We start from the raw sequence: 17,648 nt of genomic DNA, 5'->3' as shown, positions 1-17,648 counted from the left end.
AATTGCGATATTCGCAGCGGCGTAAAGCCGATCTGAAAAACACCTCTCATGAAAGAAGCATATATCGTTGACGGAATCCGTACTCCTATTGGCAGTTTTGGTGGTAGCCTATCAGGCCTCCGAGCTGATGATATGGGAGCCCTGGTTATAAAAACCCTTATTGAACGCAATTCTAATTTAGATCCGGCCACAATCGCCGATGTAATTATGGGCTGCGCAAATCAAGCGGGAGAAGACAATCGAAATGTGGCCCGGATGTCCGCCTTATTAGCCGGCTTACCACATAGTGTTCCCGGAGAAACCGTAAATCGACTTTGTGCCAGTGGAATGAGTGCTGGTGCTCAAGCCATGCGTGCGGTGCGCAATGGCGATGGGGAGGTTTTTGTTGCGGGTGGTTTAGAGCACATGACCCGTGCACCTTATGTAATGAGTAAGCCCAGCAAGGCTTTTGGTACGGACTCTAAAATGTACGATAGCTCTTTCGGCTGGCGTTTCGTAAATCCTGAAATGTTTAAACGCTATGGCACAGATGCCATGGGCGAAACTGCAGAAAACCTGGTGGATCAATTCGGCATTAGCCGTGAGGATCAAGATAAATTTGCCTTATGGTCGCAGCTAAAAGCGGCTGCCGCAACAGAGAATGGACGATTAGGAGAGGAGATTGTAAAGGTTTCTATCCCTCGTCGTAAACAAGAAGATTTGATCTTTTCGGCAGATGAGTTTATCAAGCCAACATCAAATCTGGAAATCCTGGGCAAATTACGTCCGGCATTCCGAAAGGATGGAGGTACTGTAACTGCCGGAAATGCCTCAGGATTGAACGATGGGGCCGCCGCTCTTTTGATTGCCTCAGAACAAGGCTTAAAAGATCAGAATTTAAAGCCCTTGGCTCGCATGGTGTCTATGGGTGTGGCCGGGGTAGAGCCTCGTATTATGGGCATCGGTCCGGTATACGCATCAGAGATTGCGCTTAAGAAAGCAGGACTGAGTTTGGCCGATATGGATATCATCGAATTAAATGAGGCCTTTGCGGCACAGGTCTTGGCTTGTACTCGCCAAATGGGACTCGAAGATCAGGATGAGCGCATCAATCCAAATGGAGGTGCCATTGCATTGGGCCATCCCCTGGGAATGTCTGGTGCGCGCTTATTGCAAACGGCTGCCCTTCAATTACAGAAAACTGGTAAACGCTATGCCTTGTGCACTATGTGTATTGGGGTTGGACAGGGTTATGCCATGGTCATCGAGCGCGCCTAAGCAACCTCTTTGGGGCTTTGCGTCTTTATAGGCGATGAAGCAGATTACTATACTTTTATGTAGCCTCTTGGCTTTTGGGCTAAGTGGCCAGTACCTCGATTTAGAACTGGTAAATAGCAAGGGTGATGCCGTGGAAGGGGTAATTGCCATTGATTATTTAGGGCAAGAATATGGCCCCAGTAATGCCAGGGGCACCTTGCGAATACCAGAAACGGCTGGTTCGGCTGTGCAGCTTTTTAAAGAAGGCTATTATATCAAGCTTTTGCAGCTCGACTGGACAGAGCTGGCCTCACGGAAGGTGCGGGTAGAGTTACAGTCTAATGCCATGGAGTTGGCTGAAGTTGAGGTACGGGCTCGAGTAATTGCTTTTACAGATACCTTGCGTGTTCAGGATTTCGATTTCCAGAATGAGATGCTTCTGGTATTGGGCTATGACTATTTGGTACTGGCTCAACCAGATCTCAAAGCATTATGGAGCCTGGCCAATCATGCCGACTATACCAGTTTGGAGCGCGACCCGCGGGGGAACCTGTTCTTATTGAGTGAAGACAGCGCCAGCCAGGTAATTTTACGTTCGGATCAACTCTATTTCTATCCGGCAGTTAGCCGCAGTCAGTATGGTCAGTATATCGAGCCATTAGTGGCACAGATGGGCAATGCCCTGGTCCTTCGCAATAATCAAATGGAGTCGATGCCCTTGCCGGTAAGTGAGTTCAGACCAGGTACTCAGGGGAAAAGTATGAGCTTTCCTCCTTTCCATAATCAAGGGGTACAATTGTTTATTTACCGCGAAGGCAAAGAGGCGGAGGAGTTTTTCTTTAGTGTGGATACGCCGGCTGTAATAGCCGCTCATCAAGCTTTTATGAATGCCTATTCCATTGCGGCAGGTATTGAAAAAGTGTATGATATGTATGGGGTTTGGCAGCATGAAAAGCTCTTTGATTTAGATATCGCCCAAAAAATGTATCGAAAAGCCCATGCCCAATACTTTCCTACTCCCATGTTTCAGGTGAAGGATGAGTTTTGGCTATTTGATCGCTATAATGATCAATTGGTCGTTTTTAATGCAGAAGGGCATCAGCAAAAGGCGATCCCATTTAGTATGGGAGAAGAATATATTGCTCCGCTGGTAATTCAAGATTATCAGCAAAAACACTTGTATGCCTTAAGAGAAAGAAGGGGGATGGTATATCTGTATCCATTTGATGGAAAGCAATTGGAAAGAGGGCAGAAGGTTTCTCTCTTTGCCCGAGAAACCAAGGTTTATGATGGTATGCTTTATTATATCGACGAGTATAATTTTCTGCATCTAAGGGAAAATCTCAGTCAGGGTATCGATTTGGCCGTAGGTCTCTTTTAAAGGAAAGCCCTTAACTTGCCTTTTCTAATAAAGGCATAGATGTTTTACGAGTTTCAAGGCTTTAAACCGGTGGTTAAGGAGAGTGCTTTTGTGCACCAATCTGCGGTAATCATTGGGAATGTAATTATCGGAGAAAAAGTCTATATCGGTCCGGGAGCTGTAATTCGAGGTGATTGGGGCCAAATTATCATCGAGGATGGCTGCAATGTTCAGGAGAATTGCGTGGTACATATGTTTCCGGGAGTAAGCATTCGTCTGGAGGAGGGCGCGCATGTAGGTCATGGAGCCATTATTCATGGAGCCAATTTGGGACGCAATGTTTTAATTGGAATGAATGCAGTGGTAATGGACCGATCCACGGTTGGAGCAGGCTCTATTGTTGGCGCTCTGAGTTTCATAAAAGCCGATACTCAAATTCCCGAACGCAGTTTGGTGGTAGGTAACCCGGCCCGCATTATAAAGGAAGTTAGCGACTCGATGCTCGATTGGAAAACCAAAGGAACGGAATTGTATCAGGAGCTTCCCGGAGAACTCTATTCCAGCCTAAAAGAATGCCAACCATTAGCAGAAGAAGAGGCCGATCGGCCCAAGCAAGAAAAGCTCTTTCAAACCTGGAATGAGCAACAAGGCGGCTAAAAAAATTTAATCTGAGCTTAACACATTCACCTCGTTTTTAGTACATTCGGAAACAAGTTTTTAAGGATAAATTAACTGTACAAGTGTTTCATAAGCTTTAGGGAGAGCTTTAATACTTGATTTTAAGGGAACTAGGATTAACAGGTTACTGAACTGAAATGAGGAACAATTTCTTTCAGGCGCATGCTCGGCGGCATATTCGAGCCTTAAATGCGTACTTCAAACATCTTATTGATCAGGAAAAATGGCTTCAAGCGAAACAATTGCTCGAAGCAGGGACTTTTATGATTTTCCCCAAAAATGAAACCGATCAATGGTCTGGTTTCACCCTTCGCTGCCCTGATCATTTCCCCAATTTTTATTTAAAACATTAAGCACCATTGTCGGTGCAATTCGGCATTTAAACTGAATGTATAACCCTATAAAACCCAACATCATTGAGCACTAACCCAAACTAACCTATTTCAACTTGATAAACAGGCTCGCTACTACTAACAGTTGATAATTAACCATCTATTTATGAAAAACAAGTACTACCATTTGTTAGGGCTGGTGGTTCTTGCCGTCTTCGGGCTCTCGCAGTCCGTTTTTGGGCAAGTTACCAGTTACCCCTACCTGGAGAACTTTGATTCTCAAAGCTCATGCGGTACCTCTTGTACGTCTATCTGTACCCTTACTGCGGGAGGCTGGACGAATAGCACTACAGACGATAAGGACTGGGCTGTAGATGCATCAGGGACCTCATCTTCTTCGACCGGACCTGGCGGTGATCATACTACCGGAACCGGCAATTACATTTACACGGAAGCATCTAGCTGCTACAGCAAAGTGGCGGACTTAATTTCTCCGGTATTCGACTTTACTTCACTAACCAATCCTAGTCTGGAGTTCTACTACCACATGTACGGACAAAGCATGGGAAGCCTTGAGGTTTTCGTGTCTACCGATGGTGGTACTACCTGGACTAATGCCTTGTTCAGTCTTAGTGGACAACAGCATGCTTCAAGTTCTGACCCTTATCTTCAAGCAGAAGTGCCTCTATGTGCTTATGCTGGTCAGTCTAGCGTAACCATCCGAATTACCGGTACTACTGGTACCAACTTTTATTCGGATATGGCTATTGACGATATTAAAGTATACGAAGCCACAACTTGTTTTGCACCCACTTCCTTGTCGACTGCCAATGAAGTAGGAACCAGTGCAGATTTGAACTGGACAGACGTTTGTGCTGCTTCTTATGATTATGTTGTGGTTCCCTTGGGTTCTCCTCAAACCGCTACAGCAGTAGCTTCAGGTAATGTAACCAGTAATACGGCTACAGCTAGCGGTCTTTCTGCAACTACTAATTACGATGTATATGTGCGTAGCAACTGTAGCGGATCTTCTTCTGCCTGGGCTGGGCCATTTACTATTTTCTCGGGATGTACAGGTACCTTAACCGGTAGCTATACTGTGGGCGGAACCAGCCCGGATTATGCTACTATTTCTGAGGCCATTACCAGTTTAAGTAACTGTGGAATTTCGGCTCCTGTTACTATTAATATTGCGGCAGGTACTTATAATGAACAATTGGTTATTCCGGCTATTTCCGGAGCCAGTGCTACCAATACAATTACCATTCAAGGTGCTGGTTCTACTTCCACTATCATTTCTTATGATGGCACTGGAAGCAGCGGTACTGCGGTAGAGTTTAACGGTGCTAAGCATGTTAGTCTGAAAAATGTTGGAATTGAAAATACCAGCTCCAGCACTCCTGCTTTTGGTATCCACTTATGGAATTCTGCAGATACCATTAGTATTGAAAACTGCGATATTAAAGTTCCTACAAATACTACTTCCTCTTTAGTAGTAGGAATCCTGAGCTCTGGCAGCCAAACCAGTACTGGTACTACCGGAGATAATGCCAATGGCTTATTGGTAAAAGACTGTAATGTGACTGGTGGATATTATGGTATCCGCTTATACGGGTCTTCTTCCACGGCAAGTGATAACCTTAATAACCGTATTGAAAACACGGTGGTAGATAGCGTGTACTACTATGGTATCTACCTGTATTATCAAGGTTTACCAGAAGTACGCGGATGTACGGTTTCCAATACGCGCAACTCTTCTAGCTATGGTATCTACGCGGTTTATACACCGGGGATTGAAGTTCATAAGAACTGGTTGCAAAACTTAGGTACTTACGGAATCTATCTCTCCAATGTAAACACTACCACACAGCCTTTAGCTCGTCGTTGTAATGTGACCAATAATATGGTGAGCGCCACCGGTAGTGGTGATGCCTTGTATTTATCTGCGGCGGATTCCATGAACATCTACTACAACACCTTGTATGCAGATGCAGATCAAGCGCTGTGGATTAACTCTAGCAGTGATGATTACGATGTACGTAATAATATCCTGGTTTCTGCCAATGAAACTCCTGTAGATTTAGATGCTACTCCTGATGCTACAGACATTATGGATTATAATGTATTGTACAGTGAGAATGGTAGCGACATCATGGACGTTAGTACCTCTTCCTATGCAGACTTGGCAACTTTACAGGCCGCTGCTTTAGGAACAAACTTCAATACCAATTCAGTAGAAGGAGACCCATCATTTGTAGGTTCCCCTGATTTACACGTATTAGCCAGCACTGCAAATGATGTAGGTGTGGTGATTGCCGGAATTACCGATGATTTCGATGGCGATGCACGTTCAGGTTCAACCCCGGATATTGGTGCGGATGAGTTTACTCCAGCATCTTGTTTACCACCCACTGCCATAGCGGCGGCGAATATGACCGACCTTACGGCTGAATTAAGCTGGACGCCTGGCGGAACGGAAACAACCTGGAACATTGAGTATGGCCCAACCGGTTACACTCAAGGTGCAGGAACTACAGTTTCAGCCGTAACAGCAAATCCTTATACCCTAACAGGTTTAAGTCCAAACACTACTTACGATTTCTACATTCAGTCGGACTGTGGTACCGGAACCAGTATTTATGTTTTCGGAGCGACTTTTACTACCGCATGTGCGGCATCTAGCACTCCATTTAGCGAGTCATTTGATGTTACTAGCATGCCTAGCTGCTGGTCTGCTTATGGATCAGATCCTTGGTTATTTACCACAACCTGGCCTGCTTATGGTGCTGGTTCTGCAACTGATCATACCGGAAATAGTGGATCTTTTGCCGGTATCGACGGATCAGGAGGTAGTGCCACTAATGATGGTACGCTGGAGTCGCCATTAATTGATTTAACTGGTTTGACCACCGCTCAACTAAGCTTCTATGTGTTTAGTAATAATACCGACTTCCCAGGCGATAATGCTACCTTGAATGTTGAGGTTTGGGACGGTTCGGTTTGGACCAATGAATTGAGCTATGCTGGTGATAATGCTTCATGGGTAGAGCAAACCGTGGATTTAAGTTCCTATTCAGGTACTATTAAAATTCGCTTCATTGTGGATCAAACCACTATGACCAACAGTGCATTCTACAATGATATTATGATTGATGATATCAGCGTGGCAAATGCACCTAGTTGTATTGCCCCAAGCTCTTTGGGACTAGATACCGTAGATCATGCGATGGCAGTAGTATACTGGACTTCCGGTGGTGCTAGTGACTGGATTATTGAGTATGGAACCGCAGGCTTTAGCTTAGGTTCAGGTACTCAAATGATCGCTAGCAATGACACTACTACAATTAGTGGGTTGATGGCCTCTACCGCTTATGAATTCTATGTGGCCGATAGCTGTGGATTAGCTAATGTTAGCACCTTTACGGGACCATTTGCCTTTAGTACCACAGCGAACTGTCCTGCCTCTGAATCCTTGCCTTATGCCGAGAACTTCGATGCGGGAATAGGCTGTTTCACTGCTATAGATGGTGGAGGTGCATCAGGTGATACCTGGGCCCATACAACCAGCGGTTCCCAAAACTTGGATGGAACGGGCTATATGCGCGTAGATAGCGATGTGAATGGAAACGGCACCCATATGATTGAGACCTTGGAGTCTCCAGTAATTGACGCCTCCAGTGTTTCTAAATCTTTGATCTTAGAATTTGACCATTACTATCGCGCCTTAGGTGACTCGGCGACCGTTCAGGTTTACGATGGAACCAATTGGGTGAATGTGGCTGTTTATAAATCAAGTGCCGGTGGATGGTCTAGTCCAAGCCACGAGGTTATTGATGTAACCGCCTATGCTAATGCTAATTTCCAGGTACGTTTCTTCTATGATGACGGTAACAACTGGGCTTGGTATTGGAACGTGGATAATTTCTCTGTTGAGGATAAATGTCTTACTCAGAGCCTACCATATGTAGAGAACTTTGACACCGATCAGGGCTGCTTTAGTTCTGTTGATGGTGGTGGGGCCAGCGGTGATACCTGGGCACATACTACTAGTGGTTCTCAAAATCTGGATGGTACGGGTTATATGCGTGTAGATAGCGATGCCAATGGTAATGGTACCTATATGCGTGAGCAAATGGTATCTCCGGTTATTGATGCTTCAGGCTTTGGCGGAACCTTACTCTTAGAATACGATCATTACTTCCGCTCTATTAGCGGTGATACAGGATTCGTAGATGTTTGGGATGGAACTGCTTGGGTAAATGTGGCTATGTATACAGCAACTACTGGTGGCTGGTCATCTCCAGCTCATGAGGCCATCGACATTTCCGCTTATGCCAATGCCAGCTTACAAGTTCGTTTTGATTATGACGATGGTAACACCTGGGCTTGGTACTGGAGTGTAGATAACTTCTCTATTATGGATGTAGGTTGCTTACCTCCAAGCGCCTTGGGATATTTTAATGTAGGTACCAGCAGTGCAGATATTTTCTGGACTAGCGGTGGAGCCAGTAACTGGCAGGTGGAATACGGCCCTGCAGGCTTTAGCCTTGGCAGCGGAACCCGAGTTTCAGCTACAAATGATACCATTACTTTAAGCAACTTACAAGGAGCTACCACTTATGACTTCTACGTACAAGATAGTTGTGGCGCTACCGATCTTTCCACCTGGGCTGGTCCGGTAAGCTTTACCACTGCTTGTCCTGCCAGCGTAATGGCTCCATATAGCACCGACTTCGAAGGTATTAGCACAGGTAACTATACCACCTTTGATAATTGCTGGACGACCTTCGGAACAACCAACCCTGCTTGGTATGCCGATGTAAATGGAACCGGTTCATCAGGTACCGGACCAAACTTCGACCATACTACTGGCGGTGGCGGTGTCTACATGTTCTTGGAAACATCTTCTCCTTCGAGCTTAGGTGACACCAATGTTCTGTACTCTCCACCTATCGACATCAGTCCATTAACTAATCCTCAGGTTAGTTTCTGGTATCATATGTATGGTGCTACCATGGGTAATCTGCGCATTTGGGCAGAAGATACCGGCGGTAACCGAACTGTACTAGATAGTATTATTGGTCAGCAGCAAACCAGTGGAAGTGATCCTTGGTTGCAAATGCAAATCCCATTAAGCGGTTTAGCAAGTGGAACCTACCGTTTCCTTTTCGAAGGAATTGGTGGTAGCAGCTTTACTTCAGATATGGCGATTGATGATTTCGCAGTAGAAGAAGCTCCAAACTGTTTTGCTTCTAGCAATCTGGTATTTATTTCTTCTGATAATACCAGTGCTACCGTAACCTGGACTGCAGGTACCGGAACGAGCTGGGATGTTGAATATGGTCCTACCGGATTTAGCCCCGGAAGCGGAACCTTGATCAACTCTACAAATGATACCCTTACCATTACTGGATTAAGCGCCAGCACTGCTTATGATTTCTATGTAACAGATAGCTGTGGTGCCTCTGGATTATCCACTACTGCTGGTCCACAGAGCTTTACTACCAGTGCTTGTGCATTGTCAAATCAATGTATGTATACCTTCGATCTTTACGACACCTATGGTGACGGATGGAATGGCGGTGGAATCAAGATCTACCAAAATGGTCTTCAGGTAGCAGCCTTGGGTGGAAACTTTACTTCAGGAACCAGTTCCTTAGGTAATATGGTACCACTATGTGATAACTTACCTATCGTAGTTACTTTAGATCCAGCTGGAGCATGGCCTTCAGAAATGGGTATTGTGGCTATTCAGCCGAATGGCGATACTGCTGGAGTACACGTGGCTTCAGGAACGGTTGGAACAGGTGATACCTTGTTCAGCTTTACCAGCAACTGTTCTAGCTGTATCACTTATCAGGCTCCTTTCTTTGAGAGCTTTGAAGTGAACTCACCAAGCATTACTTGTTGGACCAATGTATTCGTGGCCGATACCTTCTCCTGGTCATTGGGTACTGGTTCTTCAGGTGGTTCGGTAACTTCAGCTTATGCCGGTGCTACCAACGCGGTGTTTGTTTCCGCAAATGGTGGTCCAGATACTACATTGTTAGTTTCTCCGGTAATTAACTTAAGTGCTTTGGTTTCTCCACAGTTAAGCTTCTGGTATGCTCAAGAAAGTTGGGCAGGTGATCAAAACGTTACTAATGTTTATTACCGTGCTTCAGCTAATGATCCATGGACCTACCTCTTCGGTGATAATACCGATCGCAGTGCCTGGACATTTGCAACCATGAGCTTACCGAACCCATCCAGCACTTATCAGATTGCGATTGAAGGGGTGAACAATTGGGGTCGTGCCAACGTAGTGGACAGCCTGTCTATTACCGATGCCGCTGTGATTTGTTCTCAGCCTGATAGCGTGATGGCCAGCAATATTACCTTCGCTAATGCGGATGTAAGCTGGGTGTCTGGAACTAATGCTTCTTCCAGCTTTATTGAGTACGGTCCTCTCGGATTTGTACCTGGAACTGGAACAATCGTGAATCCTGCGAGCAACCCAACTACTTTGGCGGGCTTAATGCCAGGAACTACTTACGAAGCATGTGTATATGATATCTGTAGCAGCTTGGGCGACACTAGTATGGCCGCTTGCGTGACCTTTACTACCCCTTGTGCCCCAATCACCAACTATCCTTATATGGAAGACTTCGATAACGGAGTATTCCCAGCATGTTACAGTGAAACTACTACCAGTTCTGGAACCTATGTTTGGGCACCGGATGCTGGTGGTACGGGCTCTTCAGGTACTGGTCCCGCAGTGGATCACACTACCGGAACCGGAGCAGGTTACTATATGTATGTAGAAGCTTCTTCACCTGCAGCAGCGGGAGACAGCGCCTTCTTGTACACTCCAGAGTTTAATATGACTTCTCTTACTAATCCGGAAGTGGTTTACTATTACCACATGTATGGTAACGATATCGTTAATCTGGACTTCCAGGTTTATGATCGTACTACCATGAACTGGGTAAGTCTGAACAACATTGTTGGAGCACAGCATACTAGTGATGTAGATGCCTGGAAAGAAGCTCGAATTAATCTTGCAGCATATACCACTGATACGGCCTTACAAATGCGCTTCTTAAGCGTTCGTGGAGCCAGCTATGAAGGTGATGCCGCAGTAGATGATCTCATCGTTCGTGAAACGCCTCCTTGTGTGGATCCAGCTAACTTGATGGTGATTACCGCAAGCAGCAACAGTGTTACTTTGGCATGGGATAGCGATACCAATATCGTTGCTTCTACCGTACAGTACGGAGCTCCTGGCTTTAGCTTAGGTAGCGGTACCAATGTAGCAGCCACTCCTGGTGGGTTTACCGTAACCGGATTGGCAGGTACTACTTGCTATGAATTCTACGTGCAGGATAGTTGTTCCGCCGGAACCAATTGGGTAGGTCCAGTTAGCGCTTGTACCATTGCTACTTGCTCTGTAAGCAGCATGCCAAGCGGTACTACCAATGATACTACCGATTGTGATGGTGGTTCTACCACCTTGATGGCGACTTCCAGCTCAAACAATGATCTGGTTTGGTTAACCAATGGCATGGTGCGTGAAACAGGTGATACTTACCTTACCGATTCAGTTTCCTTTACCACCGCCTTTAATGTAGCCGAGTATGTTACAACCAACCCGGTTCTGCATGTAGGACCGCTTACCAATATTGCGGCTTCCGGATTCGGAAACTTCTCTAATGGTCAGTGGATTACAGTAGATGATACAATTCACATCGACAGTATGACTGTACGTCATCAAAATGATGTAGTTGCCTTTGCTCAAATCTGGGATGCTAGCATCACTAACGTTATTCAGCGTGGCGATACCTTCAGCACTCCAGCCGGTGTAACAGGTGATATGCGTGTACCGGTAAATATGGTACTTACTCCTGGGGTGTACTTTATGAATGTAGACTTCCTATCCGGAGCAGGTTCATTATTCCGGGCTACGGATGGTGCCGCTTATCCTTATGATTTACCAGGATTGATGAGTATTGACTCTACCAACTTCTCGGCTCAAATCCGGATCTACTACACCTTTGATCTTAGCGTAAGCAAAGCATGTATCGGAGCAGCTGCTCAAGCCTGGGCGGTAGTGCCTGGGGCAAATGCCGGTATTTCTGATACCAGTTTGGTATGCTCAAGCGATAATGCAGCTAATCTTGCGGCCTTCTTAGGTGTGCATGATAATGGCGGTACCTGGCTTGATAATGATGCAACTGGTGCATTAACCGATAGTATCCTTGATGCTACTCAGTTAACTGCCGGTAATACCTACCACTTTAGCTATATCGTTGCAGGTGTTAACGGATGTGCCGGAGATACTGCTAATGTTTGGGCAGAGATAGAAGCGGCACCATTTGGTGGCGTAGATACTAGCCTGGCCTTGTGTAGCGGAAGCGGTATTACCATTTTGCGTAACTATTTAACGGGATCTGCTTTCGGCGGAAGCTGGGTAGATTTAGACGGATCAGGAGCGCTGAATACCAGTACCGGGGTGTTTAACAGCAATAATGCTGCGACCGGAACCTATCGTATTCTTTATGTATTGGCTGGCGTTGCCTGTCCTGCAGATACTACTATGTTAACCGTGTCAGTAGATGCCGTAGTAAGCGCTGGTATGGATATCAGTGATACGGCTTGCGACGACGAGACCATGGTAGACCTTAGCACTTATCTTGATCCTGCGGCCACTGCTGGTGGTACCTGGACCGACTTAAGTGGTAGCGGTGCTTTAAGTGGAAATATCTTTGATGCAACAGCGGTAGCTAATATGACTAGCTATAACTTCCAGTACAAAGTGAACTCTGCTTGTGGTGACGATTCTGCTGTAGTTACTCTATACGTAGATGATTGCGATGTAAGTGTTCGTGAAATGCATACAGGCTTGATCAATATTTATCCAAACCCAACTACCGGTTTGATTAAGATTGATGATCAAAATGTACGCGGAACAATTAAGGTTGAAGTATACGCCGGAAATGGTCAGTTGATGATTTTCGAAGAATACGCTGAAAACGAAGAAATCCGTTTGGATATCTCCAATTTCGCAACCGGTATTTACACCGTAAAAGTGAATTCAGCTGCAGGTATTGATGTGAAACGCATCATGAAGCACTAAGCTGAAGCTTAAATAATCAAGAGCCCCGACCTAAGTGTCGGGGCTTTTTTTTGCCCATTAATAAAGGCGAGGAAAGTTTAATTCTTGCTAAAAAGAAATTGTGGAGAGGGAGAATTCTTAAACTATCCGTCCTAAGCTTATATTTGTGCGTACCGATTCTGACCCACCTATCAAAAAATCAAACTATTATGAAGAAAGGACCATGGATCACGGGCCTGGCAATTGCCCTCTCGGTGGCCTGTACCGAAAACCCTAAGGAAAAGGAAGAAAGCATGAGTGCCGAACTGAATTATCCGGAAACCCGCAAAGACTCTACTGTAGACGATTATTTCGGGACTAAGGTGATGGACCCATATCGCTGGTTGGAAGACGATCGTTCTCCCGAAACAGAAGCCTGGGTGAAAGCTGAAAACAAAGTAAGCTTCGGTTATCTGGAAACTATTCCTTATCGCGATGAGCTTAAAGAAAAGCTTACCGAATTATGGAACTACGAGAAAGTAGGTGCCCCCTTCGAAGAAGGAGATTACACCTATTTCTATAAGAATAATGGGCTCCAAAATCAATATGTGATTTACCGCTTTAAAACCGGTGAAGGCAATATGGACAATGCAGAGGTATTCCTCGATCCTAACACCTTTGCGGAAGATGGCAGTACCTCATTAGGAGGTATGAGCTTTACCAAAGATGGTAGCCTTTGTGCTTACCAAATTTCGGAAGGTGGTTCAGATTGGCGTAAGGTTATTATCATTGATGCTGTGAGTAAACAGCAAATTGGCGATACCCTGAAAGATGTGAAATTCTCAGGCTTAAGCTGGAGAGGAAAAGAAGGCTTTTACTACAGCTCATACGATAAACCGGTTAATGGAAGTCAGCTTACCGCAATGACCGACATGCATAAATTATACTTCCATCGATTGGGAACTCCTCAATCTGAAGATGAGTTGATATTCGGTGGTGAGCGCATGAAGCGTCGTTATATCAGTGGATACGTAACCGAAGATAGTGAGTACTTGGTGATTTCAGCTGCGGAATCCACTACTGGAAATGAGTTGTATATCAAAAGGCTAGATATGCCTAATGCTGCTTTCAAATCCATTGTTACTGGTTTCGATAGCGAGCAGGGAATTATCCATACAGCAGGGGATATGATTTGGATTAAAACCAATCTGAATGCACCTAATGGCCGAGTAGTGAAAACTTCATTTGAGGCCTTAGATCCAGAAAATTGGGTAGATGTTATCCCTGAAACTGAAAACGTATTAGAAATCGGCTCAGCAGGTGGTAAGTTCTTCGCTACCTATATGATTGATGCGGTTCACAAAGTATATCAATACAGTGTTGATGGTCAGATGGAGCGCGAAATTGAATTGCCTGGACCTGGTTCAGTAGGCGGTTTTGGTGGCAAATGGGAGGATAAAGAACTGTATTACAGCTTTACTTCCTATATCTACCCCGGAACCACTTTTAAATACAATATCGAAAGCGGCGCTTCTGAATTATACCGTAAGTCAGCGGTTAATTTCGACCCAGAATTATACGTGTCCAAGCAAGTATTCTATACCTCTAAAGATGGTACCAAGGTGCCAATGATTATTACCCATAAGAAGGGTATTCAATTAGACGGTAGCAATCCAACCATGCTTTATGGATACGGTGGCTTTAATGTGAGCCTAACCCCATACTTCAGCACCAGCAATATTGTATGGTTGCAACAAGGAGGTGTTTATGCCGTAGCTAACCTTCGCGGAGGCGGCGAGTATGGCGAAAAATGGCATGAGGCCGGTACCTTAATGAAGAAGCAAAATGTTTTTGACGACTTCATTGCGGCAGGTGAATACTTGATTGCTCAGAAATACACTACTTCAGAGAAACTGGCGATTTCCGGTGGTTCAAATGGTGGATTGCTGGTTGCCGCTACCCTAACGCAGCGTCCGGATTTAATGGCGGTTGCCTTGCCAGCCGTTGGTGTTCTCGATATGCTACGCTACCACAAGTTTACCGCTGGGGCGGGATGGCATACCGATTATGGTACTGCTGATGACAGCCAGGAAATGTTCCAATACTTATATGGCTACTCTCCTTTGCACAATGTAAAAGAAGGGGTAGAGTACCCGGCGACCATGGTTACTACCGGTGATCATGATGACCGTGTGGTGCCCGCGCATAGCTTTAAGTTTGCCGCCGAATTACAGGCAAAATACTCCGGATCTAATCCAATGTTGATTCGTATCGAAACCAATGCGGGTCACGGGGCCGGAAAACCCACTGACAAAATTATCCAGGAACAAGCGGATAAATGGGCATTTAGCCTTTACAATATGGGATATATGAGCTTGCCTCACCCTTACGCAACAGAAACTGCCGCACATTAATTTGTGCCTTGTTATTTGAAAGCGCCCGGTTGCCATGCAGCCGGGCGCTTTGCTTTTAAACCACGACTTCTAAAGGCGCTTTTTTCAATTTGCTGTAGCGATAGCGAAAACCACGCTGCCATTGAAAGAGATCGCTTAATAAGGCAGAGGCAGTTGCATCGGCTCCGGCCCCGCTTCCAGAATAGAAATGTAGTCCCCCTATGGCACTGCGCACTTGTACCGCATTGCGTTCATAGTTAATTCGGTTAAACTCGGAATCCGGTGCTAGGGCACTCAGCTTAATTTGCAAACTTTGAGCATCAAGCAGGGCTAAGCATTTATGGCTGAGCCCCGGTTCTAATGCTAAGCAGCTTGAGGCATCAATGGAGTTTCGTTCAACCTTACTAAGGCGATGTTGCTTTCCGAAGGCATGGGCGGCCAGAATTACTGCTTTGGCCGCCGCATCTTTTCCTTCCAGATCATTGGAGGGATCACTTTCAGCAAAACCTTTCGCTTGAGCCTCCGCCAGTGCTTCTTTAAAGCTCAAGCCTTCCAATTGAATTTTACTCAGGATATAGTTGCTGGTGCCATTCAAAATCGCTTCAATACTCAGAATTTGCTCCTCCTCAAAATGGCTTTCCAAAAGACGAATGATGGGAATGGAGGCCGCTACGGCAGCTTCGTATAAAAGCGATTGGCCACTGTTTCGCTGATGGAAGATGAGCAAGTCTAAATTTTGAGCAATCATTTGCTTATTGGCACTGATTACATCTTTACCACGCTTAAAAGCCTGAATGCAGAGCTCATATGCAGCATTCGGATCATCAATGCATTCTACAATAAGCTTGATCTCTGGATCACTAAGCAGGGTCTCAAAATCAGTACAAAGCAAATGGCTGGGAACCTTTCTTTTTTTCTGCGGGTCCTTTACGGCAATGCGACGAATATCAATACGACCTCCATAATGCTTTTGCACCACATCATAAAGTCCCTGGCCAACGCAACCTAAGCCTGCCAATCCAATACAAATAGGTAAGTCTTTCATTTTTACTCGGCTAAGGATTTGGATTTAGGCAAGCTTTGAAAGGCGAATTCCAAGTCTTCAATTAGGTCTTCTGGATCTTCAATACCTACCGAAAGGCGAATCAAAGAATCTTGTATGCCACATTGGTGGCGAACTTCAATGGGAGTTGATTTATGGGTCATCAGAGCGGGAATGCAAAGCAGACTCTTAGTCCCTCCTAAACTTTCGGCCAGCTTAAAGAGACGAGTCTTTTTCACGAATTCCAGGGCGGCTGCTTCCCGATCATTTTTAAGGCTAAAGGAAATTACGCCACCAAACTTCTTTTGCTGTTGTTGAGCAGTAGCATGATTGGGGTGGCTGCTTAAACCCGGATAATGTACGCGGTCTACTGCCGGATGTTTTTCTAGCCATTCCGCAATCTGGAGGGCGCTGTCACATTGTTTGTGAACCCGCAATTCCAGGGTTTGAATACCGCGTATGGTCAACCAGGAATCCCAGGGGCCAAGTACGGCGCCGGTGGCATTTTGGATAAACTTGATTTTCTCGGCGTCGCTTTTGCTTTTACAGACTACAATTCCGGCAATTACATCCGAGTGGCCGCCCAGGTATTTGGTGGCCGAGTGAATAATGATATCGGCACCTAAAAGCAGAGGCTTTTGCAAAACGGGAGAGGCAAAAGTATTGTCGACCACTACCTTGATGTCCTTTTCACGGGCCAGAAGGCTAATCGCTTCAATATCGCTAACCTTAAGGGTAGGATTGCTTGGGCTTTCCAGCCAGATCAGTCGGGTTTGCTCCGTAATGGCATTGAGTACCTGCAAGGGATCGGTGGTATCCACATACTTGACCTTGATTCCGAATTTCTCGTAGATATGCGTAAAACATCGATAGGCACCGCCATAGATATCGTCCACTGCGATGATTTCATCTCCAATGCTCAACAATTTGATCACCGAGTCTACGGCCGCCAAACCGCTGGCAAAGGCAAAGCCCTGGTAGCCGCGCTCTAATTGGGCGAGCAGATCTTCCAGTGCCTGACGGGTGGGGTTGTTACTACGGGAATAATCAAAACCCTGGTTAACACCTGGTGCCTCTTGCACAAAGGTTGAAGTTTGATAAATCGGAGTGCTGATGGCTCCGGTTTCAGCATTTTCGCTTAAAGCGTGAATAAGAGTTGTGCTTTCTTTCATAAGTGCTGTTTTAAGGTTAAAATCAAACACTTATCACAGAGGGTAGAATTAAAAAACTCTCTTCCTCCTGCAAGATTTGTAGGAGGTCCGAAACACAACATGAAAACGGAGAATCTCTCTACTTATCTTTCCACATTTCTGTGGTAGGAATTAGCACCTTTCCGCATTTGAAAACGGCAGGTTGCTAAGGTTTCACAGGGCCTAACCCTCCACCTTTCTGGATAAGCATTATTGAAAAGAACAACGCTGCAAATTTATTCGAATAAAATTTGATTCGAGCAAATGCGATTTTTAGACAAGGGCTGGTTTGTCTTTTAAGGTGCTGATATTCAAAGGGAAAAAATTTGAAAATATTTTAGTGC

Annotated in this window: 7 protein-coding genes and 1 riboswitch; of the genes, 5 read left to right on the top strand and 2 right to left on the bottom strand. The window is 45.4% G+C overall.

Going from position 1 to position 17,648, the window contains the following annotated elements; translation table 11 throughout:
- Positions 1–48: 48 nt before the first annotated feature.
- The 5 genes from pcaF (at position 49) to ACO05P_RS12350 (ending at position 15,093) form a co-directional block, all read left to right on the top strand.
- Positions 49–1,257 (top strand): 3-oxoadipyl-CoA thiolase, encoded by a 1,209-nt coding sequence (gene pcaF / locus ACO05P_RS12370; RefSeq protein WP_421751269.1) that lies wholly within the window; start codon positions 49–51, stop codon positions 1,255–1,257.
- Positions 1,258–1,291: 34 nt separating this feature from the next.
- Positions 1,292–2,617 carry a hypothetical protein gene (locus tag ACO05P_RS12365; protein ID WP_421751267.1) on the top strand — a complete coding sequence of 442 codons (1,326 nt, stop codon included), beginning with the start codon at positions 1,292–1,294 and terminating at the stop codon, positions 2,615–2,617.
- Between the two features lie 39 nt (positions 2,618–2,656).
- Positions 2,657–3,253 carry a transferase hexapeptide repeat family protein gene (locus tag ACO05P_RS12360; RefSeq protein ID WP_421751265.1) on the top strand — a complete coding sequence of 199 codons (597 nt, stop codon included), beginning with the start codon at positions 2,657–2,659 and terminating at the stop codon, positions 3,251–3,253.
- Between the two features lie 519 nt (positions 3,254–3,772).
- The gene (locus ACO05P_RS12355; RefSeq protein WP_421751263.1) at positions 3,773–12,721 is read left to right on the top strand and encodes a fibronectin type III domain-containing protein; all 8,949 of its coding nucleotides are present in this window, start codon (positions 3,773–3,775) and stop codon (positions 12,719–12,721) included.
- Positions 12,722–12,909: 188 nt separating this feature from the next.
- Entirely contained in the window at positions 12,910–15,093 is a 2,184-nt protein-coding gene (locus ACO05P_RS12350) for a prolyl oligopeptidase family serine peptidase (RefSeq protein ID WP_421751261.1), read from the top strand.
- Between the two features lie 55 nt (positions 15,094–15,148).
- Here ACO05P_RS12350 and ACO05P_RS12345 read toward each other — a convergent pair whose 3' ends face one another.
- Both ACO05P_RS12345 and ACO05P_RS12340 read right to left on the bottom strand, forming a co-directional pair.
- Positions 15,149–16,117 carry a homoserine dehydrogenase gene (locus ACO05P_RS12345; RefSeq protein WP_421751260.1) on the bottom strand — a complete coding sequence of 323 codons (969 nt, stop codon included), beginning with the start codon at positions 16,115–16,117 and terminating at the stop codon, positions 15,149–15,151.
- A 2-nt stretch (positions 16,118–16,119) separates the two neighbouring features.
- A complete protein-coding gene (locus tag ACO05P_RS12340) occupies positions 16,120–17,286 on the bottom strand; it encodes a trans-sulfuration enzyme family protein (RefSeq protein ID WP_421751258.1) in 1,167 nt (388 codons plus the stop codon).
- A gap of 119 nt (positions 17,287–17,405) precedes the next feature.
- A riboswitch (SAM riboswitch) is annotated at positions 17,406–17,514 on the bottom strand.
- Positions 17,515–17,648: the final 134 nt, after the last annotated feature.

Source organism: Croceimicrobium sp. (genome assembly GCF_965228705.1).
Classification (GTDB): domain Bacteria; phylum Bacteroidota; class Bacteroidia; order Flavobacteriales; family Schleiferiaceae; genus Croceimicrobium.
This window is presented reverse-complemented; position numbering and strand designations above follow the sequence as displayed.